This is a genomic window from Phreatobacter sp., from assembly GCF_030691135.1.
Lineage (GTDB): Bacteria > Pseudomonadota > Alphaproteobacteria > Rhizobiales > Phreatobacteraceae > Phreatobacter.
In genome coordinates this window covers 1-23,613 of sequence record NZ_JAUYFA010000015.1, presented here as the reverse complement: position 1 = coordinate 23,613, position 23,613 = coordinate 1, and the positions used below count along the sequence as shown (strand labels likewise).

Annotated in this window: 23 protein-coding genes and 1 pseudogene; 16 read left to right on the top strand and 8 right to left on the bottom strand. The window is 67.9% G+C overall.

The window, feature by feature from the left end:
- Positions 1-57: 57 nt before the first annotated feature.
- From Q8O26_RS02775 to Q8O26_RS02760, 4 genes are all read left to right on the top strand, one after another.
- Positions 58-1,137 (top strand): C4-dicarboxylate TRAP transporter substrate-binding protein, encoded by a 1,080-nt coding sequence (locus Q8O26_RS02775; protein ID WP_305573245.1) that lies wholly within the window; start codon positions 58-60, stop codon positions 1,135-1,137.
- Positions 1,138-1,215: 78 nt separating this feature from the next.
- Positions 1,216-1,776, top strand: coding sequence for a TRAP transporter small permease subunit (locus Q8O26_RS02770; RefSeq protein WP_305573243.1), 561 nt, complete (start codon positions 1,216-1,218; stop codon positions 1,774-1,776).
- Positions 1,777-1,780: 4 nt separating this feature from the next.
- Complete coding sequence (locus Q8O26_RS02765) at positions 1,781-3,100, top strand: TRAP transporter large permease (RefSeq protein WP_305573241.1); 1,320 nt, start codon at positions 1,781-1,783, stop codon at positions 3,098-3,100.
- A 9-nt stretch (positions 3,101-3,109) separates the two neighbouring features.
- Positions 3,110-3,973, top strand: a complete 864-nt coding sequence (locus tag Q8O26_RS02760; RefSeq protein WP_305573239.1) for an intradiol ring-cleavage dioxygenase — start codon at positions 3,110-3,112, stop codon at positions 3,971-3,973.
- 6 nt (positions 3,974-3,979) lie between these two features.
- Here the strand turns inward: Q8O26_RS02760 and Q8O26_RS02755 are convergent, their stop codons facing one another.
- Positions 3,980-4,663, bottom strand: a complete 684-nt coding sequence (locus Q8O26_RS02755) for a GntR family transcriptional regulator (RefSeq protein WP_305573237.1) — start codon at positions 4,661-4,663, stop codon at positions 3,980-3,982.
- A gap of 12 nt (positions 4,664-4,675) precedes the next feature.
- On the bottom strand, positions 4,676-5,581 hold the full coding sequence (locus Q8O26_RS02750; RefSeq protein ID WP_305573235.1) for an amidohydrolase family protein: 906 nt from the start codon (positions 5,579-5,581) through the stop codon (positions 4,676-4,678).
- A 137-nt stretch (positions 5,582-5,718) separates the two neighbouring features.
- Between Q8O26_RS02750 and Q8O26_RS02745 the strand changes: the two genes are divergently transcribed.
- Genes Q8O26_RS02745 through hpaH form a run of 3 tightly spaced genes read left to right on the top strand, consistent with a single transcriptional unit; the run spans position 5,719 to position 7,931 of the window.
- Entirely contained in the window at positions 5,719-6,687 is a 969-nt protein-coding gene (locus Q8O26_RS02745) for a tripartite tricarboxylate transporter substrate binding protein (protein WP_305573233.1), read from the top strand.
- A gap of 39 nt (positions 6,688-6,726) precedes the next feature.
- The gene (locus Q8O26_RS02740; RefSeq protein ID WP_305573231.1) at positions 6,727-7,116 is read left to right on the top strand and encodes a carboxymuconolactone decarboxylase family protein; all 390 of its coding nucleotides are present in this window, start codon (positions 6,727-6,729) and stop codon (positions 7,114-7,116) included.
- Between the two features lie 32 nt (positions 7,117-7,148).
- The gene (gene hpaH / locus Q8O26_RS02735) at positions 7,149-7,931 is read left to right on the top strand and encodes a 2-oxo-hept-4-ene-1,7-dioate hydratase (RefSeq protein ID WP_305573229.1); all 783 of its coding nucleotides are present in this window, start codon (positions 7,149-7,151) and stop codon (positions 7,929-7,931) included.
- 12 nt (positions 7,932-7,943) lie between these two features.
- Here hpaH and Q8O26_RS02730 read toward each other — a convergent pair whose 3' ends face one another.
- The 4 genes from Q8O26_RS02730 to hemN form a co-directional block, all read right to left on the bottom strand.
- Positions 7,944-9,470 (bottom strand): efflux transporter outer membrane subunit, encoded by a 1,527-nt coding sequence (locus tag Q8O26_RS02730; RefSeq protein ID WP_305573227.1) that lies wholly within the window; start codon positions 9,468-9,470, stop codon positions 7,944-7,946.
- A gap of 153 nt (positions 9,471-9,623) precedes the next feature.
- Positions 9,624-11,420: a metallophosphoesterase gene (locus Q8O26_RS02725; RefSeq protein WP_305573225.1), complete on the bottom strand. Its 1,797-nt coding sequence runs from the start codon at positions 11,418-11,420 to the stop codon at positions 9,624-9,626.
- A gap of 63 nt (positions 11,421-11,483) precedes the next feature.
- Positions 11,484-12,191 (bottom strand): sulfite exporter TauE/SafE family protein, encoded by a 708-nt coding sequence (locus Q8O26_RS02720; RefSeq protein ID WP_305573224.1) that lies wholly within the window; start codon positions 12,189-12,191, stop codon positions 11,484-11,486.
- A gap of 15 nt (positions 12,192-12,206) precedes the next feature.
- Positions 12,207-13,619 (bottom strand): oxygen-independent coproporphyrinogen III oxidase, encoded by a 1,413-nt coding sequence (gene hemN / locus Q8O26_RS02715; RefSeq protein ID WP_371134423.1) that lies wholly within the window; start codon positions 13,617-13,619, stop codon positions 12,207-12,209.
- A gap of 285 nt (positions 13,620-13,904) precedes the next feature.
- On the opposite strand from hemN, the gene ccoN reads away from it, so the two are divergent.
- From ccoN to ccoS, 8 genes and pseudogenes are all read left to right on the top strand, one after another.
- The gene (ccoN, locus tag Q8O26_RS02710) at positions 13,905-15,503 is read left to right on the top strand and encodes a cytochrome-c oxidase, cbb3-type subunit I (protein ID WP_371134421.1); all 1,599 of its coding nucleotides are present in this window, start codon (positions 13,905-13,907) and stop codon (positions 15,501-15,503) included.
- Between the two features lie 12 nt (positions 15,504-15,515).
- Positions 15,516-16,265, top strand: coding sequence for a cytochrome-c oxidase, cbb3-type subunit II (ccoO, locus tag Q8O26_RS02705; protein ID WP_305573220.1), 750 nt, complete (start codon positions 15,516-15,518; stop codon positions 16,263-16,265).
- A 15-nt stretch (positions 16,266-16,280) separates the two neighbouring features.
- Entirely contained in the window at positions 16,281-16,433 is a 153-nt protein-coding gene (locus Q8O26_RS02700) for a cbb3-type cytochrome c oxidase subunit 3 (RefSeq protein ID WP_371134420.1), read from the top strand.
- Positions 16,434-16,437: 4 nt separating this feature from the next.
- The gene (gene ccoP / locus Q8O26_RS02695; RefSeq protein WP_305573217.1) at positions 16,438-17,313 is read left to right on the top strand and encodes a cytochrome-c oxidase, cbb3-type subunit III; all 876 of its coding nucleotides are present in this window, start codon (positions 16,438-16,440) and stop codon (positions 17,311-17,313) included.
- A 166-nt stretch (positions 17,314-17,479) separates the two neighbouring features.
- Entirely contained in the window at positions 17,480-18,970 is a 1,491-nt protein-coding gene (ccoG, locus tag Q8O26_RS02690) for a cytochrome c oxidase accessory protein CcoG (RefSeq protein ID WP_305573215.1), read from the top strand.
- 16 nt (positions 18,971-18,986) lie between these two features.
- Positions 18,987-19,499: a FixH family protein gene (locus Q8O26_RS02685; RefSeq protein ID WP_305573213.1), complete on the top strand. Its 513-nt coding sequence runs from the start codon at positions 18,987-18,989 to the stop codon at positions 19,497-19,499.
- Between the two features lie 143 nt (positions 19,500-19,642).
- On the top strand, positions 19,643-21,766 hold the full coding sequence (locus Q8O26_RS02680) for a heavy metal translocating P-type ATPase (protein WP_305573316.1): 2,124 nt from the start codon (positions 19,643-19,645) through the stop codon (positions 21,764-21,766).
- Between the two features lie 11 nt (positions 21,767-21,777).
- Positions 21,778-21,930 (top strand): annotated as a pseudogene (gene ccoS, locus Q8O26_RS02675) (cbb3-type cytochrome oxidase assembly protein CcoS); the annotation flags it as partial.
- A gap of 17 nt (positions 21,931-21,947) precedes the next feature.
- Here the strand turns inward: ccoS and Q8O26_RS02670 are convergent.
- On the bottom strand, positions 21,948-22,412 hold the full coding sequence (locus tag Q8O26_RS02670) for a hypothetical protein (RefSeq protein ID WP_305573209.1): 465 nt from the start codon (positions 22,410-22,412) through the stop codon (positions 21,948-21,950).
- A gap of 146 nt (positions 22,413-22,558) precedes the next feature.
- Between Q8O26_RS02670 and Q8O26_RS02665 the strand changes: the two genes are divergently transcribed.
- Positions 22,559-23,299 (top strand): Crp/Fnr family transcriptional regulator, encoded by a 741-nt coding sequence (locus tag Q8O26_RS02665; RefSeq protein WP_305573207.1) that lies wholly within the window; start codon positions 22,559-22,561, stop codon positions 23,297-23,299.
- A gap of 10 nt (positions 23,300-23,309) precedes the next feature.
- On the opposite strand, the gene Q8O26_RS02660 is transcribed toward Q8O26_RS02665, so the two are convergent.
- The coding region (locus Q8O26_RS02660; protein WP_305573205.1) for an ABC transporter permease at positions 23,310-23,613 on the bottom strand (304 nt) is incomplete at its 5' end.

Here is a 23,613-nt window from a genome sequence, read left to right as displayed (position 1 = left end):
TAAAACAGCAGGAAACAGAGGATCGCAGCGATCCTCGACCCCAAGGAAGGAACGACGATGACGACCACCAGGCGCACATTCATGGCCGGCGCTGCCGGCGCGGCCACACTGCCCGTCTTCTCCATCCGGGCCTCGGCCCAGCAGACCCTCAATGTCACGATCGCGGCGAGCCATCCTGTCCAGAATTTCTGGGTCTCGATGATGAAGAACGTCTTCCAGCCGGAGGTCGAGAAGCACCTGCGCGACAACGGCAACCAGCTGCGCGTCAACTGGCGCGAGGCCTATGGCGGCACGCTCTACAGATTCCAGGACACGATGGAGGCGGTGCGCGACAACATCACCGACATCGGCTATGTCGGCACGCTCTGGGAGGGCTCCACCATGCCGCTCCAGAACGTCAGCTATTTCACGCCCTTCACCACCGGCGACCACGGCCTCATCGCCCGCACCTTCGACACGCTGAACGAGACGGTTCCAGCCATCAAGCAGAACTGGAACGGCCTCAACATGGTGCCGCTCTCCTCGTTCATCACCGACACCTACCACATCTGGTCGACCTTCCCGATCCGCACCCTCGACGACCTGCGGAACCGCAAGATCTCGGCCCCGGGCACCTCGGCGAACTGGCTGACCGGCACCGGCGCCACCCCGGTCGACGGCGCGCTGACCACCTACTACACCGACATCCAGACCGGCGTGTCGGAAGGCGCGCTCTCCTTCTTCGTCGGCATCCTGCCGACCCGCGTCTACGAGGTCGCGAAATACGTGACCAAATGCGACACTGGCGCCATGTATGTCGGTGGCATCGCCGCCAACAAGCAGCGTCATGACCGCTGGCCGGCCGCCTTCCAGAAAGCCGTCGCAGATGCCGGCAAGATCACCACGCAGAGGCACATTGCGGACGTGTCCTCGCGCATCGATGCGGCCGAGAAGGAGATGGTCGCCAAGGGCTCCATCATCACGACACTCTCCGATGCCGAGCGCAAGCGTTGGATCACCGGCCTGCCGAACATCGCCAAGACCTGGGCCGACACCTCGGGCCCCGCCTCTCGCGACGTTCTGCGTGCCTATTTCGCCGCCATCCGTGCCGCTGGCCAGACGCCCGGCCGCGACTGGGACCGCGAAGCCTCGGCCTGATCCTGAGCACAATGGCGGGCGCCGGGACCCTCCCGGCGCCCGCGCGCATTTTTCCTTGCAGACATCCGGAGACAGACCATGTCCGACGACATCGACATGTCGGCACTCGAGCGCGGGGCGGCGCCACAGCCCTTCGATCCCGTCCGGTTCCTGCTCGACGCAATGGCCGCCGTCGGTACGGTCTGGACCTTCGGTCTGATGCTTCTCATCTGCGCCGACGTGATCGGGCGGTCCTTCCTCTCCATGCCGATCACCGGTGTCGCCGAGATCGCCGCCCATTCCATCGTCGGCATCGTGTTCCTCCAGATTGGCGCAACCGTCTATGCCAGGCGCATGACGCGAGCCGACTTCCTCATCGATGGCATCCTCTCGCGGCGCGCTCCCGGCCTCGCCTGGGCGATTGAGGCGCTATTTCTGCTCATCGGCGCGGCGGTCATGGCCTTCGTCGCCTGGGCGGGCTGGCCGGGAGTGTGGAATTCCCTCGCCGCGCGCGAGTTCTTCGGCGTCCAGGGCGTGTTCACGGTGCCGACCTGGCCCTTCCGCGCCCTCATCGTTCTCGGCGGCACCGCCGGTGCGATCGCCTATGTCATGCTGTTCGTCGCCGAGATCGGCGGCCGGCGCAAACCGGCCGAAGGCTGATCCCATGGAAGACGTCACACTCGGATTCGTGCTCATCGGCGCCATGGTGGCGCTCATCGTCCTCGGCCTGCCCATCGGCCTGTCGCTCATCGGCACCGGCGCGATAGGCGTCTGGCTGATCAGGGAAAACGTCGATCTCGCCTTCCGCTTCACCGCGCTCGCCACCTATTCCGGCATCCAGGACTATCTCTTCGCCACCATCCCGCTCTTCGTGCTGATGGGGCTGCTTGTGTCGATATCCGATGTCGGCAAGGACACGTTCGAGGTGGCGCAGGCGCTGCTGCGCCGCATCCGCGGCGGCCTCGGCATGGCCACCGTGGCGGCCAACGCTGTCTTCGCGGCGGTGACCGGCGTCTCCATCGCCTCGGCGGCCGTCTTCACCAAGGTGGCGGTGCCGGAAATGGTCCGGCATGGCTACACGATGCGCTTCGCCGCCGGCACCGTGGCGGGCTCATCGATCCTCGGGATGCTCATCCCCCCGAGCTTGCTGATGATCGTCTATGGCGTGCTCTCCGAGGTCTCGATCGGCAAGATGTTCGTCGCCGGTGTCATTCCCGGCATCATCATCGCCCTCGGCTTCACCGCGATGATCTGGGTCTACGCCACGGTCTGGCCGCACAAGATCTTCGTCGATGCCAGCAAGTCCGATGTCGACGACGTGCCGGCCATGGGCACCGCCGAGATGCTGGCCAAGTCCGTGCCGATCGCCTGCCTCGTCGTACTGATCCTCGGCGGGCTCTACACAGGCTTCTTCACGCCGACCGAGGCCGGCGCCGTGGGGGCCGCCGGCGCCCTGATCATCGCCCTCGTCCGCCGCCGGCTCGACTGGCCGAAATTCTGGCGGGTGCTGAAGGAGGCGGGCATCGTTTCGGCCTCGATCCTCTTCCTCCTCATCGCCGCCAGCCTCTATTCCCGCATGCTCTCCATGGCGGGCGTGCCCAATGCCATCGGCGACTTCGTCCAGCATCTCGGCCTCGGGCCCTACGGCTTCCTCTTCGTCTTCGTCGTCGTCATCCTCTTGATGGGCATGATCCTCGATTCCACCTCGATCCTGCTCATCATGGTGCCGATCGGCGCGCCCATCGCCTCGGCCATGGGCTTCGACCTCATCCATTTCGGCATCGTCACCATCATTGCCGTGGAAATGGGGCTGCTGACGCCGCCCTTTGGCATCTCGGTCTTCACGGTCAAGGCGACACTGGGAGATCCCAGCGTCAGGATCGAGACCATCTTCGCCGGGTCCATGCCCTATGTGACGGTAATGGGAATCGCCCTGTTCTTCATTGCGATTTTCCCGCCGTTGTCCACACTCCTCGTTCGCTAGCAGGCCGCCATGCTCAGCTTCAACGAACACAATCTCACCGACGCGGTGGTCGACCGCTTCGCCGACTGTCCGGATCCGCGGCTGAAACAGGTGGTCCAGGCGCTGGTCCGCCATGCCCATGCCTTCGTCAAGGAGGTGGAGCTCACCGAGGCGGAATGGATTGCCGCCATCGGCTTCCTCACCCGCACCGGTGACATGTGCGACGACAAGCGGCAGGAATTCATCCTGCTGTCCGACGTGCTCGGCATCTCCATGCTGGTCGACGCCATCAATCACCGCATGCCGGACGGCGCCACCGAGACGACGGTGCTCGGCCCCTTCTATCTCGGCGAGCACCGCGTGACCCCCAATGGCGCCGACATCGCGGCGGATGAGCCGGGCGAGCGCCTCTTCGTCGAGGGGAAGGTCGCCTCGTCCGACGGCGCGCCGATCGCCGGGGCGGCGGTCGACATCTGGCACTCTGACGACGAGGGGTTCTACGATGCCCAGAAGGGCACCGAGGAGCCCTCGCTCCGCGCCCGCTTTCTCACCGATGCCAACGGCCGGTTCGGCTTCCGAACGATCGTGCCGTCAAGCTATCCGATCCCCCATGACGGCCCGGTCGGCCAGTTGCTGGAGGCGACGAAGCGCCATCCGATGCGCCCCGCCCATATCCATTTTCGCATTGCCGCTCCCGGCCACGAGACGCTGGTGACGCATCTGTTCATGCCGGGCGATCCCTGGCTCGAAAGCGATGCGGTCTTCGGCGTCAAGGAGAGCCTCGTCGCCACACTGACGGCGCAGGCCGGCGGCGCCTATCCCGACGGGTCTGCCGCGCCGGCCGGTTGGCAGTTGCTGCGGCACGCCTTCGGGCTGAAGCCTTCGGCCGCCTGACGCCGCTCAGGCGGCGCCGCGCAGGGCCGCCTGGATGTTGCGGCCGGTGCGCTCGACATGTTCGCGCAGAAGCTTCGCCGCATCGTCGGCCCGCCGCTCGATCATCGCCCCCGCGATGGCCGCATGCTCGGCCGGCACGTCCCTGTCGGGCGCGTGGTCCTTCAGGAAGATGCGACGGTAGCGGTCGGACTGGTCATGCAGGGTCTCGCAGAACTGCTGCAGCAGCGGCATCCGGCAGGCCGAGATCAGTTCGGCATGGAAAGCGCGGTGCCGTGCTTCCCAGACCTCCTGCTCCTCGGCCGAGCGCGCCCCGTGCACGCAGCGGCTGAGCTGGTGCAACGCCGAGACGACGCGCCCTTCCCAGGCCGCGTCGCCATGCAGGATGGCCTCCCGAACCGCCATGCCCTCGAGCTCCACCCTGAGGCGGATCACCTCGGTGAGGTTGTCGGCCGAGACCGGTGAGACGCGATAGCCGCGCTGGTCCTCGGCCTCGACAAGGCCCTCGCTCTCCAGCCGGCACAGCGCCTCGCGCAGCGGGCTGAGGCTGACGCCATAGCCCACCCGGATACGGTCGAGCACCAGCTTCGAGCCGGGTTCCAGATCGCCGCGCAGAATGGCGTCGCGCAGCCGTCCCGCCAGCGTCGTCGTCAAGGTGGCCGGGGAAGCGGACGTCGCATCGCGCAGGCTCATCGTTCTGGCCTCTCAGTCATCGACGGCCGCGAATCCGTAGATCGCGGCCGGATTGTCGACCAGCGCCAGCCTGCGGTGATCCGCGTCCGGAATCCAGAGCGGGACGAGATCGACGAGGTCGCCGTCGTTCGGCATCGGCACCGGGCAGATCGGATGCGGCCAGTTGCTGCCCCACAGGATGCGGTCCGGCCGGTGAGCCACGACGCGGTGGATGAGCGGCAGCATGTCCCGGTGCGGATAGGGTTCTGACGACAGCCTGTAGAGGCTGGCGAGCTTCACCCAGCAGCGATCGGTGTCGAGAAGGCGCAGGACGGCGGCGAAGGGCTGCGAACCGACCCCCTCCGCCGCAGTGATGCGGGCGAGATGGTCGAGCACGAAGGGGCTGCCGCAGGCCGTGAGTTCGGCCTCGACGTCCAGGAGCTCGTCGGCGCGGTGGAAATGCAGCACGAGGTGCCAGCCGAAATCGCGCGTCTCCGCCGCGAGCCGCGGCAGGTGCTCGAACGAGGCGCCGCCGCTGACCACGGTCGACATGCGGCAGCCGCGCATGCCGCGCCGGTGCATGTCCTCGATCTCCGCCTGCGGTAGGCCGGAGGGGATGACGGCGACGCCTCGCATGCGCGCGGGCGCCCGCGCGAGAGCGGCGAGCGTCGCCCTGTTGTCGGTGCCATGGGCCCCGCCATGGACGATGACGACGCGGTCGATGCCGAGCACCGCGTGGAGGGCGAAGAGATCCTCCACCGTGCAGTCCTCGGGCGTGTAGCTGCGCGCCGGGCTGAACGGGAACTCCGCCGCCGGACCGAAGACATGGACATGGGTGTCGCAGGCGCCGCGCGGCATGACGAAGGCCGGGCGGCGTGGATGACGGTCGGGTCCTTCACAGGATCTCGGCACCGGCGCGCTCTCGCCAGGGGCGTTCATGGGCTACCTCTACGTCATTAACAGAGCGATAACCGCCCCGCCCTGTCCCCGGCCTGTCCCATTGACCGGCTGAACCGATGGTGTACCATAAAAATCGATGATCTATAAATAATCGATATTTTCATCCGGAGAACACCATGTCCCGCTGGTTCATGACCCTGACGGCCGGGCTTTTCGCCCTGGCCCTCGCTGCTCTTCCCGCCGCCGCCTTCCCCGACCGCGCCGTGCGCATCGTGGTGCCCTTCCCGGCCGGCGGCTCGAACGACGTCATCGCCCGCATCATCGGCCAGCGTCTCTCGGAGATCTGGAAGCACCCCGTGGTCATCGAGAACCGCGGCGGCGCCGGCGGCAATATCGGCGGCGAGGCCGTCGCCCGCGCCGATGCCGACGGCTACACGCTGCTGCTCGCCGCTCCCGGGCCGCTCGCCATCAATCCCTCGCTCTTCCAGCGCATGAATTACGATCCGCTGAAGGATTTCGCGCCGATTGCGCTGACCGCCTCCGTGCCGATCGTCCTCGCGGTCAACCCGCAGGTGCGCGCCAACACGGTCGCCGAACTGATCGCCCTCGCCAAGGCCGAGCCGGGCAAGCTCCACTTCGGCTCCTCGGGTGCCGGTTCCACCAACCACCTGGCGGGCGAGCTCTTCAAGTCACTGGCCGGCATCAACATCCAGCACGTCCCCTACCGCGGCGCGGCCCCTGCCATGAACGACCTCGTGGCCGGGCACATCCCCTTCATGTTCGACAACATGCCGGCGGTTCGCCCGCAGGTCGCCGGCGGCAAGATCCGCGCGATCGCCGTGGCCGGCGCGACCCGCTCCGCGCTCTATCCGGAACTGCCGACCATGGTGGAAGCCGGCGTCCCGGGCTTCGAGGCCTCGTCCTGGTTCGGCCTCGTCGCCCCGGCGGCGACGCCCCCGGCGACCCTGAAGGTGCTGGTCGAGACCACCGCCGCGGTCCTCAAGGAGCCCGCGATCATCGCCCGCTTCGCGGAACTCGGCGCCGAGCCGGGCACCGTCTTCGGCGAGGATTTCGGCCGCTACCTCAAGGCCGAGACCGACAAGTGGACGGCCATCGTCAAGGCCGCCGGCGTCCCGCCCCAGTAACGGCGCGACGCCGCCTTCCCTCCCCCATCGAGAGACTTCATGGCCAAGACGCGCGACGACCTTCCGACCCTCGCCGAGCTGGAAAAGCGCTACGAGGACATGATCGGCTTCACGCCGCCGCGCATCGCCAAGCGGCTGAAGCTCGGCATGGCCGTCGCCCCCGAGGTCGTCGCTGCCATCGAGGACTGGCGCATCACCGCCCTGACGCCGGAGGCTCTCGACCAGAAGACCGTCCAGCTCATGGCCTTCGCCATCCTGCTGACCCAGACCTCGGAAGCCGCCACCAACCACGCCAAGGCGGCGATCAAGGCCGGCGCGACACTGGAAGAGCTTCACGCCGCCGCCGCCGTCGCGGCGCTGTTCCGCGGTGTCGCGGCCTTCAATCTCGCTGGAGAGGTCCTCACCGGCCTCTTCCCCGACAAAGCCTGACGGCAACCGCATCACCACAGGAACCGCCACCCATGCTGTCCGACGCCGACCGCCGCAAGGCGGCTGACATCCTGCTCGCCGCCGAGGAGAGCCGCACGCCGGCACCCCAGCTCACCGAGACCTGGCCGGATATCCAGATCGAGGATTCCTATGCCATCTCCTCGCTGGTAACCGAGACCAAGATCGCGCGCGGCGCCCGCCTGATCGGCCACAAGATCGGCCTCACCTCGAAGGCGATGCAGGCCTCGTCGCAGATCGACGAGCCCGATTACGGCCACCTCCTCGATTCGATGCTGCTCAACGACGGCGCCAAGGTCCGCTTCGAGGACTATTGCGTACCGCGCGTCGAGCCGGAGCTCACCTTCATCCTGAAGGAGCCGCTCAAGGGCCCCGGTATCGGCCTCGTCGACGTGCTGCGCGCCACCGAATGGGTCGTGCCCTCCATCGAGATCATCGACGCCCGCATCCAGAACCCGCGCAAGATCCAGGACACCGTGGCCGACAACGGCGCCGCCGCCGGCATCGTCCTCGGCGGCCGCCCGGTCCGTCCCGACGCGGTGGACCTGCGCTGGGTCGGCGCGATCTTCTATCGCAATGCCGAGATCGAGGAGACCGGCATCGCTGCCGGCGTGCTCGGCCATCCGGCCATGGCCATCGCCTGGCTCGCCAACAAGGTCGGCCGCTTCGGCACCGTGCTGCAGCCCGGCCACCTCATGCTGTCGGGCTCCTTCACCCGGCCGGTCTGGGCGGCCAAGGGCGACACGCTCCACGCCGACTTCGGACCGCTCGGCAGCGTCTCCGTGCAGTTCGTCTGAAGCCCATCGGCCTCAGCGGGCGAGCCTTGGGCCCCTGTCGCCGTCGACGACGAGCGGCCGCGACACGTCGATGACGCCGCCCGGCCCGCCGCCGAGCGCCTTGCCCAACGCAATGAACCGGGTGGCGATCAGGACCTGACTTTGCAGCAACGAATCCTCTGAATCGTAGAGCGAGCGCTCGGCGTCGAGCACCTCGAGGAAGCTCGACGCCCCCTGCCCGTAGACAATGCGGGCGAGGCGCCCGGCCTCGCGGAAATTGCGCACGGCGGTCGCCAGGCTCTGGTAGCGGATGCGCTGCTGCGCGAGGCCGACGAGGGCGTTCTCGACATCTTCGAGCGCGAAGAGCACCGCCTGGTGGAAGCCCGCATAGGACTGGTCGCGCTGCGCTTCCGCGACCTCGACCGCCGCCCTGAGCCGCCCGGCGTTGAACACCGGGATCGTCACCGACGGCCCATAGGACCAGGCGAGCGACGAGCCGTTGCCGAGATCGCCGATCCGGATGCCGCTGGTACGCAGCGAGCCGGTGAGCGAGATGCTGGGATAGAGCGCAGCCTCCGCCTGCCCGATCCGCGCGGTGGACTGGGCGAGAAGCCGCTCGGCGAGGCGCACGTCGGGCCGCTGCAGCAGCACGTCGGCAGGAACCCCCGGCGGCAGATTGTGCCGCGGCGCGGGAATGCCGGTGCCGCGCCGCAGCCGGGCGACGACCGCCGCCGGCTCCCGGCCAATCAGGACACCGATCCGGTGGGCGGAGGCGGAGAAGGCGGTCTCGAGCGTCGGGATATTGGCGCTGGTGCTGCTGGCCAGGGCGGTCGCCCTGGCGACGTCGACGGCGGAAGCGGCGCCGGCGTCGAACCTGGCGCGGGTCAGTGCCGCGGTCTGCCGCTGGATCGCCACCGTCCGCTGCGCGAACCCGGCGCGGGCGAGGAACCCCTTCGCCTCGACATAGTTCTGGGCGACGTCGCCGACGAGAGTCAGAAGCGTCGTGCGCAGGCTCTCCTCCGCCGCTTCCACTCCCCGATCCGCCGCTTCGAGGCTTCGCCGGGTCTCCCCGAAAAGATCAAGCTCCCAGCTCGCGTCGAAGCCCGCCTGATAGAGGTTGGACGTGAAGTTCACGCCGGAGGCGGAGGCGCTCGACCGCGCATGCGACGATGAGGCCCCGCCATTGACCTGCGGGAAGAAGGCCGCTGCAGCCTGTACGCGTGTCGCCCGCGCTGCGCGGATGCGCGCCGTGGCGGCCGCGACGTCGAGATTGGCTGCCACGGCCTCCTCGATGAGCTGGTTCAGCGTCGGGTCGCCGAAGCGTTTCCACCAGTCCGTCAGTTCGCCCGGCCGGATCGGCCGCGCATGGCGTGCATTGGCGTGATTGGCGGTGAGGGCGAGCGACGGAGCCTGGTAGTCGGGCCCGACCGCACAGCCCGTGAGACCGAGAATGAGAGCAACGGCGACCGGCACCAGGGGCAGCGAGCGCGACCGCAGCGCTACGGCCAGGGCTGCCCGGCCGCGCCAGCTGCGTGAGTGAGCGGTGCCTGGCCGTGTCATGATCTCGGAAACGCTTGGAAAAACTGCATTTTACTGAACAGGACCGCGATGGCCGGGTCAATCACTAGCCCCATCGGCGCTATCACGAAAGGGTTAGGCCTCGGCGGGCGAAGGTGCTCCACAGCCATTCTGGTCGGCGTGGTCCTCGGCGCCCTAGCGACGGCCCGCCCGGCGGGTCCCGACAGCGTCGCGCCAATCCGAGGCCAGGGACGGCGCCTCCGGCTGGACGATGATCTGCTCCGGTTCGGCGAGCCGCAAACGCGGACCCGCGCCCGCACCCGATGAAAGCCCGTGCAGGTAGAAGACGCTCGGAGCCGCCTCGTCGGTGACCATGACCGGCGACGGGGCCGAGACGATCCGCACCGCGCCGCATTGGCCGATCCAGTCGACATGGCGATGGCCGTGCATGACGACCAGCCGGTCCCCGAGCGGATCGAGCTGGCGAACGAACCAGCTGCCGTTGACCAGCGCCGTGCCCACCCGCTCGAAGAAGGCGCGGGCGGGCCTGGGATACTCGATGAGGTGGTGGTGCAGTGCGACGATCCACGACGCCCGCGGATATTGCCGGATGGTCGCCGCCAGCGCGGCCTCCTGCTCATGCGACACGAGCCCCAGCGCATTGGTGAAGGAAAAATGCGTCTCGGCGTTCGAGTTCAGCAGGATGACGCCGAGGCCGTCATCGGTCGCCGGCGGCATGACCAGCGGGAAGAGATTGTCCCAGAAGGTGGCGAACTGGACAGCGGATCCGAGGGAGGCCGTCTCCGCCAGCGAATGGATGAGGTCCTGCTTGCGCCCCGCCGCCGCCGCCAGGGTCTGGCCGAGAACGCCGCGATCCCGGTTGAGGAGGCGCACCCTGTCGCCCTGGAGCGTCACCATGGCGGAAAGGGTGCGCAGCCGCCGCAACTGCTTGGCCGGGCTGAACGGCACGTCGAGCCGGGCTGGATTGGCACGGTCGACGATGTTGAGGTCATGGTTGCCCGGCAGCAGCAGCATCCGCGCGGCGAGTTCGGGATGGCGCGAGACGAGGTCGAGGAACTCCGCCCATTCCGCCGAACGACCGGCATCGGTCGTGTCGCCGGTCACCATGATCAGGTCGAGGGGCTCCGCGGCATGGAGCGCCGCCAACCGTTCCAGGATCCGCACCAGCCGCCCGTTGCCGCGCGGCCCCCTGCGTCCGCACTCGATGCGGAAGCCGTAGCGCTCACCGACGACGTGCAGATCGGAGAGATGGGCGACCCGCCATGACCGCCCGCCCGCGGCCGGCAGGTCGAAGCCCTCGAGATCGACGGGCGGCGCCATGGTCGAATCGGCATAACCCCAGCTGATCGAGGCGATCGCCATGTAGACCGCCACCAGAACGACCGCATTGGCGAGCGCCGGCCGGACGAGCCGATTGGGCCGCGCGAAGTCGATGAAATCGGCCGTCCAGCGGGTCGAGGGCCAGACAAGCAGGATGACACCGATGGCGGCGACCGCAATCAGGGCGGCAGCACCGATGGCGGAGAGCGACCTCAGCCGCGCCCGACCCGCCGGCAGGGTCGCCGACGGCGAGAGGCGCTCGACGACATGGCGCAGCGCCTCGCGGCTCGTCGCATAGCCCGGCTGGATGGCCAGGGCGTTGAGCGACCAGAAACTGCGCTCTGCCGAGCGGAACAGCGGACGCCAGCCGACCCAGCCGACGACGGCCACCAGCAGCAGCAGCAGCACGGAGCTGAACCCGGCGAGGGCGGTGATCCGGCCCGACAGCGTGTCGACCCAGCCGGTGACGACCAGCGGCGCCGCACCGAGGAGCAGGCCCGGCACCAGGATGAGGCTCGTCCATGCGAAGATGAGCTTGGGCAGGCTGATCTCGGCGAAAAGCGAGCCTGCAAGCTTGATGAAGGAACGGGTCGCCGGGCTCGACGCGTCGTCTTCGGCATCACCGCGGCGGGGATCGACAAGCGGCTCCATGGCCGGCACTGTCGACTATCCCCGGCTGCGGCGCAAACAGGCGAAATGAAGCAGGCTGCCGGGCTAGCGGAGGGCCGGCAGGCAGAGAATGCCGCCCTCGGGTCCGATCAGCACCGAGGCGACGGCGAAGGCGGTGATCGCGAGGCCCAACGCCATCGACGCCGCCGGATTGCGGCCGAGGGTCTTCAGCGTCGCGACCCCCATGGCGCTGGCCATCACGGCCGGCACGGTGCCGAGCCCGAAACCGAGCATCAGCGCCGCGCCGCCGGCGCCCGTCCCGGCCAGCATGGCGGTGAACAGGGCGCCATAGACCATGGCGCAGGGCATGAACCCCCAGACGATTCCGAGCGCCATCGGCCCGCCGACGCCGAAACCGGGGTGGCGGGAGGTCATGGTCATCATCGCATGGCCGACCGGGGCCGCCAGGCGGTCGAAGGCGACCAGCGAGGGAATGAGACCGGCGGTGGACAGCCCGATCCATCCGAGCGTCACGGCACTCGCCCATTGCAGGACCCGGTAGGCCGCCGTCTGGTCGAAGGCGCCGGCGATCCCCGACCCGAACGTGCCGAGAATGCCGCCGGCGACCGCATAGGCGAGGACGCGGCCGAACTGCGTCACGAGGAGCGTGCGCGCCCGCTGCCGCGCATCGCCGTCGGGATGAACGGTCAGCATCAAGGCCGAGCCGATGCTGCCGCACATGCCCGCGCAGTGCAGGCTGGAGGCCAATCCCATCAGGATGCCGGCGAAGAGGGTCAGGGACGAGGGGGTCATGGCGGAACCGTCGGATCAGACCGCGCTGGAATGGCGGCCGGCCTTGGCGAGGTGGGCGTCGAACAGCGAGGCGACGACCCGCACCAGCGGCCGACCGGCATCGCTGACGACGACCGTGCGCGCCGAGCGCGAGACGAGGCCTTCGCTCTCCAGCGTCCGCAACTCCTCCAGATCCCGATCGAAGAAGTCGCGCGAGACGCCGTGGCGGCTCGCGACCGCCTCGAGATCGGCGGAGAAGTCGCACATCAGCCGTTCGATCGCATCGGCCCGCACGCGGTCCTCCAGCGACAGGGCGAGGCCCCGCACCGTGGCCGGCTCGCGGGCATCGATCGCGCGGTGGTAACCGGCGGTGTCCGGGGCGTTCTGCACGAACCCCTGCGGCAGCCGGCCGATGGCCGAGGCGCCGAAGCCGATCAGCGCCTGCGCGTCGTCGGTGGTATAGCCCTGGAAGTTGCGCTTCAGCTTCTGATCCCGCGCCGCCACCGCCATCGCGTCGTCGGGGCGGGCGAAATGGTCGAGGCCGATCGCCTCATAACCGAGGGCCTGGAGCGCTTCACGTGCCACCGTCTGCTGCCGGAACCGTTCGACCGCATCCGGCAGGGCCTGTTCGTCGATCAGGCGCTGGTGGGTCTTGAACCACGGCACATGGGCATAGCCGAAGAGCGAGATGCGGCTCGGCTGCATCGCCGCGGCCAGTTCGATCGTCCGTATCAGGTCGGAAAGGCTCTGATGCGGCAGGCCGTACATCAGGTCGAAGCTCAGGGCGTCGATCCCCGCCGCGTGCAGCGTCTCGACCGCCGCGGCGACGACGGCGTGTGGCTGTACCCGGCCGATCGCCTGCTGGACGTGGGCATTGAGGTCCTGCACGCCGAGACTGGCGCGCGTCACGCCCACCCGCTTCAGCACCGCGGCGAGGTTGCGGTCAAGCTGGCGCGGGTCGAGTTCGATGGCGTGTTCGGCATCGGCGCCGATCCTGAAGCGGCGCGCCAGCCGCTCGGCGATGGCGGTGAGGCCGGCTTCGCCCAGCATGGAAGGCGTTCCGCCGCCCCAGTGCAGGTGGCGGACCTGGCGGGCCGGCGTCAGCCCGGCGACGAGGTCGATCTCGGCGATCAGATGATCGCGATAGGTGGCGACGGGCTCGGCCCGCCGCGTCACCTTCGTGTGGCAGCCGCAATAGGCGCACATCGCGGCACAAAAGGGGACATGCAGATAGAGCGACAGGCTCGTGCAGGGCGACAATTCGCCGAGCCATCGGCGATAGGTCGCCGCCGTCACGGCCGGGGTGAAATGCGGCGCGGTCGGATAGGAAGTGTAGCGGGGCACGCTTTTCTCGGCGAGCGCGATATTGCCCATCGAGGCCGGAAAGACCGCGTCGCGGGGAGCGGATGCAGCAGCGCTCGCGGCTGCCTTATGCGTCGAGGACGTCATGGGGGGCGGACCTCCGGACGAGGGCGGCACCATATCCGCCAACATCCTGAACCTTCACTGATGTGGACGCGCGCGCGTTGATCGACATCAACGACCGCCGACGGCCGCCGCGCCGCGCCGCGCCGTCTTGATGCACATCAATGTCACCCCCGCTGCGCCTGCCATTGGTGCTCTGCAATACGGGGTCGCCTGTTCCGGCGGACCGTCTGCCGCCAGCAGGACGAGGGGCACGAGATGAGCCAGGGTCAAGCCCAGAAGACAATGTCAGTTCCGGAGGTCACCAGCATGGCGGCCTTCGCGGCCACCGCCATGCTGTGCCTGTTCATCGCATCAGGCTCGGTCGACCCGGCCTACTCCTTCCACGTCTACCTGTTCGCGGCCGCTTCGGTGGCGGCGATCTTCGCCCTCGGCAACCGCTACCTGGCGCGCCCCGCGGTGATCCCGCAGGAGATCAACGGCAAGCCGAACTACAACATGGCGCCGGTCCAGTTCGCGACCGTGGCGGCGGTGTTCTGGGGCATCGCCGGCTTCACGGTCGGCCTGATCATCGCGCTGCAGCTCGCCTACCCGGTCCTCAACTTCGATCTGCCCTGGACAAATTTCGGCCGCCTGCGCCCGCTCCACACCTCGGCGGTCATCTTCGCCTTCGGCGGCAACGTGCTGCTGGCGACGTCCTTCTACGTGGTGCAGAAGACCTCCCGCGCCCGCCTGGCCGGCGAGATCGCTCCCTGGTTCGTCATCCTCGGCTACAACTTCTTCATCGTCATCGCCGGCACGGGCTACCTGCTCGGCATCACCCAGGGCAAGGAATACGCCGAGCCCGAATGGTATGCCGACCTCTTCCTGACGGTCGTCTGGGTCACTTATCTGCTGGTCTTCCTCGCCACCCTGTGGAAGCGCAAGGAACCGCACATCTTCGTGGCGAACTGGTTCTATCTCGCCTTCATCGTCACCATCGCCGTGCTGCATCTCGGCAACAACGCCGCGGTCCCGGTCTCCATCTATTCGCCGAAGAGCTACATCGTCTGGTCCGGCGTCCAAGACGCCATGTTCCAGTGGTGGTACGGCCACAACGCGGTCGGCTTCTTCCTGACCGCCGGCTTCCTCGCCATCATGTACTACTTCGTGCCGAAGCGGGCGGAGCGGCCGATCTATTCCTACCGGCTGTCTATCGTCCACTTCTGGGCCCTGATCTTCCTCTACATCTGGGCCGGCCCGCACCACCTGCACTACACCGCCCTGCCCGACTGGGCGCAGACGCTGGGCATGACCTTCTCGATCATGCTGTGGATGCCCTCCTGGGGCGGCATGATCAACGGCCTGATGACGCTCTCGGGCGCCTGGGACAAGCTGCGCACCGATCCGGTGCTGCGCATGATGGTCGTCTCGCTCGCCTTCTACGGCATGTCGACCTTCGAGGGTCCGCTCATGTCCATCAAGGCGGTGAACTCCCTGTCGCATTACACCGACTGGACCATCGGCCACGTCCATTCCGGCGCGCTCGGCTGGGTCGCCTACATCTCCTTCGGCGCCATCTACTGCCTCGTCCCGTGGCTGTGGAACAGGAAGCAGCTCTATTCGAACCGCCTGGTCGAATGGCACTTCTGGGTCTCGACCCTCGGCATCGTCTTCTACATCTCCGCCATGTGGGTCGCCGGCATCATGCAGGGCCTGATGTGGCGCGCCTACACCGCACTCGGCTTCCTCGAATATTCCTTCATCGAGACCGTCGACGCGATGCACCCCTACTACGTGATCCGTGCTCTCGGTGGCGCCCTCTTCGTCGTCGGCGCGCTGATCATGGCCTACAACCTGATCATGACGGTGCGCCAGGGCGAGGTTGCAGAGCCCGAATCCGCCCCTGCCCTCGTTCCGGCCCAGTGAGGAGGACGGATTATGTCGCTCTGGAACAAGCACGCCATCTTCGAGAAGAACTCGATCGTCCTGACGGTCGGCATCCTGGTCGTGGTCGCCATCGGCGGCCTCGTCGAGATCGCCCCGCTCTTCTATCTGAAGAGCACCATCGAGAAGGTGGAGGGCGTTCGCCCCTACACCCCGCTGGAACTGGCCGGGCGCAGCATCTACGTCCGTGAGGGCTGCTACAACTGCCACAGCCAGATGATCCGCCCGCTGCGCGACGAGGTGGAGCGCTACGGCCACTATTCGCTCGCGGCCGAGAGCATGTACGACAAGCCCTTCCAGTGGGGCTCCAAGCGCACCGGGCCCGACCTCGCCCGCGTCGGCGGCAAGTATTCGGACGAGTGGCACGTCGCCCACCTCGCCAATCCCCGCTCGGTGGTGCCGCAGTCGATCATGCCGGGCTACGCCTTCCTCTCCCGTGCCGAGATCCGGCCGGAGCAGGTGGAGGGTCACCTGAGGAGCAACCGCCTCGGCGGCGTCCCCTACACGGACGAGCAGATCCAGAACGCCCTGACCGACCTGCGCGCGCAGGTCAATCCTGACAGTCCCAACGTCCAGGCCCTGCAGGTTCGCTATCCCGGCGCCACCGCCCGCGCCTTCGGCGGCAATCCCGCGGCCGCCGGCAACGGCACCGTCACCGAGATGGACGCCCTCGTCGCCTATCTCCAGGTGCTCGGGACGATGGTGGATTTCCGGACCTATGACGCCCGCGCGAACATGCGCTGAGCCGGGAGAAGGATGATGAGCACCTACACGACCCTCGCCAACTTCGCCCAGACCGCCGGGCTTCTCTATTTCGTCGGCATGTTCCTCGCGATTGCCGTCTACGCCTTCTGGCCGCGCAACAAGAAGCGCTTCGACGAGGCCGCCCAGATCCCGCTGAGGGAGGAGTGACACCATGGCCGTTCAACCCGAAATCGACCCGGCCACCGGCCGCACCACGACCGGTCATGAATGGGACGGCATCAAGGAGCTGAATTCGCCCCTGCCGAAATGGTGGCTCTACATCTTCTACGCCACCATCGTCTGGTCGATCGGCTACTGGGTGGTCTATCCCGCCTGGCCGCTGGTCACGAACTACACCAAGGGTGCCTTCGGCTATTCCTCACGGCAGGAGGTCGTGCGTGACCTCGACGCCTTGAAGGCCCTGCGGGCCGAGCGCTCCACGGCGCTGGCCAGCACGCCGCTGGAGGACATCACGAAAAACCCGACCCTGCTGACCTTCGCCCTCGCCCAGGGCAAGGCGGCCTTCGGCGACAACTGCGCGCCCTGCCACGGCCTCGGGGCCGCCGGTTCGCGCGGCTTCCCGAACCTGCGCGACGATTCCTGGCTCTGGGGCGGCGGCATCCAGGACATCCACCAGACCATCGCTTATGGCATCCGCAACGGCGACGACCGCGCTCGTCAGGGCAACATGCCGCCGCTCGGCGGGCCGAACGGCGTGCTGAAGACCGACGAGATCGTCACCGTCGCCAACTACGTCCTCTCGATGTCCGGGCAAACCACCCGTCCGGGCGCCGATCTCGCCAAGGGGAAGGAACTCTTCATCGCCAACTGCTCCGCCTGCCATGGCGAGGATGGCCGCGGCAATCGCGACCTGGGCGCTCCCAACCTGACGGGCCGAAACTGGGTCTACGGCTCCGACGAGAAGACCATCATCGAGACGATCACCCTCGGCCGCGGCGGCGTCATGCCCGGCTGGACCACCCGTCTCGACGAAACGACGGTGAAGGCTCTCGCCGTCTATGTCCACGCGCTGGGCGGCGGGCAGTAAGCCCGCCTCAACCGAGCGCGGAATGGGGGGGTGCGCGCCGTGGCAGCGGCGCGCACCGTCGTCTTTTCGGGGCCGCTGTTGAGGCAGGTCAAGGCTGACCGCCCGCAATTGGCCGATGGTCCCGGCGTGCCGCCTCGGATGGCACGATTTTGCCCCCGGACACCCCATGTCGGACCTTCTCGCTCAAGCCGCTCGCAAATCCGCCGCCGCGGAGACCGACCCGGTCATTCCAAGCGCGGATGACGAACCGCTCTACGAGAGCCGGCGCGAAATCTATCAGCAGAGCGTCAAGGGTCGCCTTCGGACGATCAAATGGGTCGTCCTCTTCGCCTGCCTCGGCGTCTATTACTTCCTGCCGTTCCTGCGCTGGTACCGCGGTCCGAACCAGCCGGACCAGGCTGTCCTCGTCGATATCGCCAACAACCGCTTCTACTTCTTCTTTATCGAGATCTGGCCGCAGGAAATCTACTATTTCACCGGCCTGCTGGTGATGTCGGCCCTGATCCTCTTCCTGATGAACGCGGTCGCCGGCCGGGTCTGGTGCGGCTATCTCTGCCCGCAGACCGTCTGGACCGACCTTTTCACCGTCGTCGAGCGCTGGGTGGAGGGCGACCGCCGCGAGCGCATGATCGCCGATGCCAAGCCGATGTCGGTGGCCAAGGCCGGCCGCAAGGTCCTCAAGCACTTTCTCTGGCTGATGATCGCCTGGTGGACCGGCGGCGCCTGGGTGCTCTATTTCGCCGATGCTCCCACCCTGGTGAAGGATCTCGCCACCTTCCAGGCCCCGATGGTCGCCTATATGTGGATCGGCATCCTGACCTTCACGACCTATGCGCTGGCCGGGCTCCTGAAGGAGCAGGTCTGCCTTTACATGTGTCCCTGGCCCCGCATCCAGGCGGCGCTGACCGACGAATATGCCCTCAACGTGACCTACCGCTACGATCGCGGCGAGCCGCGCATGTCGACCAAGGCCGCCGCCAGGGCGCGCGAGGCGGAACAGCCCGCCGGAGACTGCATCGACTGCCACCAGTGCGTGGTCGTCTGCCCCACCGGTGTCGACATCCGCGACGGCGCGCAGCTCGGCTGCATCCAGTGCGGCCTGTGCATCGACGCCTGCAACACGGTCATGGCCAAGGTAAACCGGCCGCTCGGCCTCATCGCCTACGACAACGACGTCAACATGGACCGGCGCCGGCAGGGGCAGGAGGAGGTCTATCCGATCATCCGCACCCGCACGGTGCTCTATGCCGCCATGATCGCGGCCGTTGGCCTCGTCATGCTCTACGGGCTGATGACGCGCTCCTTCACCGAACTGTCGGTGCTGCACGACCGCAACCCGCTCTTCGTCCAGCTGTCGGATGGCTCCGTCCGCAACAGCTACACGGTGCGCATCCTCAACAAGCGGCCGCTCCACCGCATCTTCGTGCTCGCCGTCGACGATCTGCCTCTCGCCCGGCTCAGCGCCGTCGGCATCACGACGACGTCGGGAGACTGGCCGGTGATCGACATCGGCCCCGATTCGACCCGCGAACTGATCGTCCACGTCACCGCCGCGAAGCCCGCGGACCTGCCGGCGTCCCGCCGCATCACTTTCCGCATCACCGAGCTCGGAACCGGCGACAAGGCGAGTGTCGTCGACCATTTCGTTTCCCGCTGACCTGAGGACCCCCCCGATGTCCAATCCCGCCTCCCCCGCCCTGCCCCGCGAGCGCCGCCTCACCGGCCGCATGGTGTTTTTCGGCTTCGCCGCCTTCTTCGGCGTCGTCTTCAGCGTCAATGCGCTGATGATGACCCTGGCTCTCGACACCATGCCGGGCACCACCACCGACAGCTCGTACCGTGCGAGCCAGCGGTTCAATCAGGACCTGACGGCCGCCCGCGAACGGACCGCCCGCGCCTGGGCGGTCGACGCGCGGGTCGACCGCGACCCGGCCGGCATCGCGGCCATGACCGTTTCGGTGCGCGAACCGACGGGCGCGCCCGTCGAGCGGATCACCGTCAAGGCACGGCTGATGCACCCGGCGCACCGCACCAACGACCGCGGCTTCGACGTGACGCGGAGCGGCCCGGGCCTCTATATCGGCACCGCCGAAGGCGTCATGGCCGGGGCCCAGGACCTCGTCATCGAGGTCGAGCGCGACGGAGCTGTGCTCTACCGCTCGCGCAACCGCGTCATGTTGCCGTGAGCGACACGATGAGCACCCTGCGCGCGGCCGACCGGACCGGCACGGCGCCGACATCCGCAGACCTGGCCCTGCCGCCGCCCCCCCTTTCCGGTGGGACCGACCTCTCGCTCTATGTCGAACCGCTCGGCGAGGGTCGCGCGCGCATGGACTTCGCCGTCGACGGCATCACCTGCGCCGCCTGCATGCCGGTCATCGAACAGGGGCTCGCCCGCGAGCCCGGCGTCGATGCCGCCCGTGTCAACCTCACCCATCGCCGTCTGACGGTGGAATGGCGCGAGGCCGCCACGACGCCGCAGCGCATCGTCGAACGCCTCACCGCCATGGGCTTCCGCGCCTTCCCCTTCGACCCGAAGGCGGTCGAGGGCGAGGAGGCCCGCGAGGCGCGCTTCCTGCTGCAATGCCTCGGCGTCGCCGGCTTCGCCATGATGAACATCATGCTGCTGTCGGTGTCGGTCTGGTCGGGCAACGTCACCGACATCACCCAGGAGCAGCGCGACTTCTTCCACTGGCTCTCGGCGCTCATCGCCGTGCCCGCCGTCGCCTATGCCGGCAGACCGTTCTTCCGCTCGGCGCGCATGGCGCTCGCCGCCCGCCAGCTCAACATGGACGTGCCGATCTCGCTCGGCGTCCTGCTGGCGGTGGGCATGTCGCTGGTGGAGACCGCGAACCACGCCACCCACGCCTATTTCGACAGCGCGGTGATGCTGCTCTTCTTCCTGCTCATCGGCCGCTACTTCGAGCAGCTGATGCGCCGCAAGACGCGCACCGTCGCCGCCAACATCGCCGCCCTCAAGGCCGAGACGGCGGTCAAGATCATGCCGGACGGCGCGCTGCGGCAGATGCCGATCGCCGCCATCCTGGCCGGCGACAGGGTCATGGTCCGGCCGGGCGAGCGCGTCGCCGTCGACGGTCTCATCGTCGCCGGGCGCTCGGCGCTCGACCAGAGCCTCGTCACCGGCGAGACCTTGCCGCAGGAGGTCGGGCCGGGCGACGCGATCTATGCCGGCACGCTGAACACCAGCGGCATGCTGACGGTCGAGGTCAGGGCCGCCGCTCGCGGCACGCTGCTCGACGAGGTCGGCCGCCTGCTGGAAACCGCGCTGGAGGCCCGCTCGTCCTACCGGCGCCTCGCCGACCGGGCCGCCGCGCTCTATTCGCCGGTCGTGCACATCGCCGCCATCGCGACGCTCGCCGGCTGGATCCTCGCCGGCCTCGCCTGGCAGCCGGCCCTGATCATCGCCATCACCGTGCTGATCATCACCTGCCCCTGCGCCCTCGGCCTCGCCATTCCCGCCGTCCAGGTCGTCGCCGCCGGCGCCCTGTTCAAGGCCCATGTGCTGCTCCAGTCGGGCGACGCGCTGGAACGGCTCGCCGCGGTCGACACCGTCGTCTTCGACAAGACGGGCACGCTGACCTTGCCCGAACCGGCCCTCGACTGGCCCGACGGTCTGTCGGACGAGGCAAGGGCGCTGGCCGGCGGGCTCGCCATCTCCTCGCACCATCCCCTCGCCCGCGCCGTCGCGGCGGCCTTCCCGGCGGCCAGGCCTCTGGCGGATGCTTCCGAGGAACCCGGCAAGGGCGTCAGCGCCATGGTCGACGGGACCGAGGTCAGGCTCGGCAGTCTCGCCTTCTGCGATGCCGCGGCCGAAGGCGCCGCGGTCGCCGAACGCCATCCCGACGCGTCCCTCATCGCCTTCCGCTATGGCGATCTCCGCCACGTCTTCGCGGTCCGTCAGGTCCTGCGGCCGGATGCGGTGGCGGTGGTCGCCACCCTGAGGGCGGCCGGGCTCGACATCGAGATCCTTTCCGGCGACCGGCCAGCCGCCGTCGCCACGGTGGCGCACACGCTCGGCATCGCCACCGCCAGCGGCGACATGAAGCCCGCCGACAAGATCGCCCGCCTCGACGTCCTGAAGGCCGCCGGGCGCCGGGTTCTGATGGTCGGCGACGGGCTCAATGACGCCCCCGCCCTCGCCCGGGCCCATGTCTCCATGTCGCCTGTCACTGCCGTCCACCTGACGCAGGCGGCAGCCGATGCGGTTTTCCTCGGCGATAGGCTGGCCCCCGTCGCCCATGCGCTGGCGGTCTCGCGCACGGCCCTGCGGCTGATGAAGGAAAACCTCTGGATCGCCGTCGTCTACAACGCCATCGCCGTGCCCATCGCCATTGCCGGCATGGTCACGCCCCTGATCGCCGCTCTCGCCATGTCGGGCTCGTCGGTGATCGTCACCGCCAACGCCCTCCGGGCGCGGCGCGGCCGGTTGTGAGGACATGAGCCATGGACGTTCTGGTCTTTCTGGTGCCGCTGGCGCTGGGGCTCGGAGGCCTCGGGCTCGCCGCCTTCCTCTGGTCGCTGAAGACGGGGCAATATGACGATCTCGACGGTGCCGCATGGCGCGCCATCATGGACGACGATGCGATTCCCGAATCGGCGCGCCTGCCGACGGATCAGGAGGCGGCAGGCACCGTCTTGACGAAGCCGACCGAGCCAGGCCGGAAGTTGTGAGCCGTCAGCGCTAGGTCAATGTCCGCCCAGGCCGCCAGCCGCTCCGGCGCGACACGACCGCTATCATCGATCAGGATGGTGGAGCAGCCCTCGTTACGGGCGAGGTTGTCGATGAAATCGAACAGCGTATCGGTCGCGGTGCTCGCCGGCAGTTCCGCCTTCGACAGGTAGGACAATTCGAGGCGCCGGCCGGAGCGCGGGTCCGCCGCGATGCGGAAGAGGCATGCCGCATGGATGTAGCCACGCCGGTCGTCGACCACCACGCAGCCCGATCGGCGGCGCTTGCCGGTGCCGAGGCCGGCGAGGTGCTGCCGCCAAGCGTCGATCTTGATGTCGGGGTAGCAGAGACGCACCAGACCGAAGACGGTCATGGCCTCGTGAGCGTCGATGATGCGGCCTTTGAACATCAAGGCTGAGGCTCCCGCCATGCATGGAATGCCGGAGCCTGAGAGACCGACCGCGATCCGTCCTTGCTCTAAATCAAATCGGGTGTATAGGTGTCTGAATATGCATACTCCAATAGTGCCTTGTTCCCCCAATCAGGGTCACTGCCATGACCGAAATCATTGAAGTTGCAAAGCCGCACGGCCACGCTTGCGGTCGGAAGCCCGGCGAAAACTACTGTGATACCTGCAAGGTCCGATCTCTTGCGGTCTGCGCGGCGCTCGGGGCCGAGGAATTGCCGGAACTGGACAGCATTGTCCACCACACCCGTGCCGATGCCAAGACGACCTTCATCCACCAGGGCGAGACGGCCGAATCCGTCTTCTCCGTCACGGAAGGCGTGGTCCGTCTCTACAAGCTGCTCTCCGACGGCCGCCGCCAGATCATCGGCTTCGCCATGCCGGGCGATTTTCTCGGCCTCGCCCTGCACAACCGCTATGGTTTCTCGGCCGATGCCGTGGACCCTGTCGGGCTCTGCCGGTTCGACCGCCGGGACTTCGACAATCTCATCACCGCCAAGCCGCATTTCCTGCGCCGCCTGCACGAATTCGCCACCCATGAACTGGTGATCGCCCAGGAACAGATGACGCTGATCGGCCGCCGCTCGGCCGAGGAGCGCGTCGCCGCCTTCCTGATCGCCATGCGCGAGCGCTGGGCCCGCATCAAGGGCCCTTCGGTGACGATCCAGCTCCCCATGCAGCGGATCGACATGGCCGACTATCTCGGCCTCACCATCGAGACGGTGAGCCGGACGCTGACCAAGCTCGCCCGCGATGGCATCATCCTCATCGTGCCGGAGGCCGTGCGCGTCCTCGACGAGAAGAGGCTCGCCGCCATCGCGCGGTCCTGATCCCGGCGGGTCAGGCCTTGAGCCGGTAGCCCGTCCTGAAGATCCAGGCGATCCCGGCCAGGCAGAGGGCGAGAAAGATCAGCGTCATCGCGACGCTGACGCCGATATGCACGTCGGCCGTCCCGAAGAAGCTCCAGCGGAAGCCGCTCACCAGATAGACGACCGGGTTGAACAGGCTGATCGTCCGCCATAAGGGCGGCAGCATGTCGATCGAATAGAAGCTGCCGCCCAGGAACGTAAGGGGCGTCACCACCAGCATCGGCACGAACTGGAGTTGCTCGAAGCCCTCCGCCCAGATGCCGATGATGAAGCCG

What these genes read in the sequence shown, in the direction of transcription:
- Q8O26_RS02775 (WP_305573245.1), top strand. Translation starts at nt 58, where the DNA reads ATGACGACCACCAGGCGCACATTCATGGCCGGCGCTGCCGGCGCGGCC.
- Q8O26_RS02770 (WP_305573243.1), top strand. Translation starts at nt 1,216, where the DNA reads ATGTCCGACGACATCGACATGTCGGCACTCGAGCGCGGGGCGGCGCCA.
- Q8O26_RS02765 (WP_305573241.1), top strand. Translation starts at nt 1,781, where the DNA reads ATGGAAGACGTCACACTCGGATTCGTGCTCATCGGCGCCATGGTGGCG.
- Q8O26_RS02760 (WP_305573239.1), top strand. Translation starts at nt 3,110, where the DNA reads ATGCTCAGCTTCAACGAACACAATCTCACCGACGCGGTGGTCGACCGC.
- Q8O26_RS02755 (WP_305573237.1), bottom strand. Translation starts at nt 4,663, where the DNA reads ATGAGCCTGCGCGATGCGACGTCCGCTTCCCCGGCCACCTTGACGACG.
- Q8O26_RS02750 (WP_305573235.1), bottom strand. Translation starts at nt 5,581, where the DNA reads ATGAACGCCCCTGGCGAGAGCGCGCCGGTGCCGAGATCCTGTGAAGGA.
- Q8O26_RS02745 (WP_305573233.1), top strand. Translation starts at nt 5,719, where the DNA reads ATGTCCCGCTGGTTCATGACCCTGACGGCCGGGCTTTTCGCCCTGGCC.
- Q8O26_RS02740 (WP_305573231.1), top strand. Translation starts at nt 6,727, where the DNA reads ATGGCCAAGACGCGCGACGACCTTCCGACCCTCGCCGAGCTGGAAAAG.
- hpaH (WP_305573229.1), top strand. Translation starts at nt 7,149, where the DNA reads ATGCTGTCCGACGCCGACCGCCGCAAGGCGGCTGACATCCTGCTCGCC.
- Q8O26_RS02730 (WP_305573227.1), bottom strand. Translation starts at nt 9,470, where the DNA reads ATGACACGGCCAGGCACCGCTCACTCACGCAGCTGGCGCGGCCGGGCA.
- Q8O26_RS02725 (WP_305573225.1), bottom strand. Translation starts at nt 11,420, where the DNA reads ATGGAGCCGCTTGTCGATCCCCGCCGCGGTGATGCCGAAGACGACGCG.
- Q8O26_RS02720 (WP_305573224.1), bottom strand. Translation starts at nt 12,191, where the DNA reads ATGACCCCCTCGTCCCTGACCCTCTTCGCCGGCATCCTGATGGGATTG.
- hemN (WP_371134423.1), bottom strand. Translation starts at nt 13,619, where the DNA reads ATGACGTCCTCGACGCATAAGGCAGCCGCGAGCGCTGCTGCATCCGCT.
- ccoN (WP_371134421.1), top strand. Translation starts at nt 13,905, where the DNA reads ATGGCGGCCTTCGCGGCCACCGCCATGCTGTGCCTGTTCATCGCATCA.
- ccoO (WP_305573220.1), top strand. Translation starts at nt 15,516, where the DNA reads ATGTCGCTCTGGAACAAGCACGCCATCTTCGAGAAGAACTCGATCGTC.
- Q8O26_RS02700 (WP_371134420.1), top strand. Translation starts at nt 16,281, where the DNA reads ATGAGCACCTACACGACCCTCGCCAACTTCGCCCAGACCGCCGGGCTT.
- ccoP (WP_305573217.1), top strand. Translation starts at nt 16,438, where the DNA reads ATGGCCGTTCAACCCGAAATCGACCCGGCCACCGGCCGCACCACGACC.
- ccoG (WP_305573215.1), top strand. Translation starts at nt 17,480, where the DNA reads ATGTCGGACCTTCTCGCTCAAGCCGCTCGCAAATCCGCCGCCGCGGAG.
- Q8O26_RS02685 (WP_305573213.1), top strand. Translation starts at nt 18,987, where the DNA reads ATGTCCAATCCCGCCTCCCCCGCCCTGCCCCGCGAGCGCCGCCTCACC.
- Q8O26_RS02680 (WP_305573316.1), top strand. Translation starts at nt 19,643, where the DNA reads ATGGACTTCGCCGTCGACGGCATCACCTGCGCCGCCTGCATGCCGGTC.
- Q8O26_RS02670 (WP_305573209.1), bottom strand. Translation starts at nt 22,412, where the DNA reads ATGTTCAAAGGCCGCATCATCGACGCTCACGAGGCCATGACCGTCTTC.
- Q8O26_RS02665 (WP_305573207.1), top strand. Translation starts at nt 22,559, where the DNA reads ATGACCGAAATCATTGAAGTTGCAAAGCCGCACGGCCACGCTTGCGGT.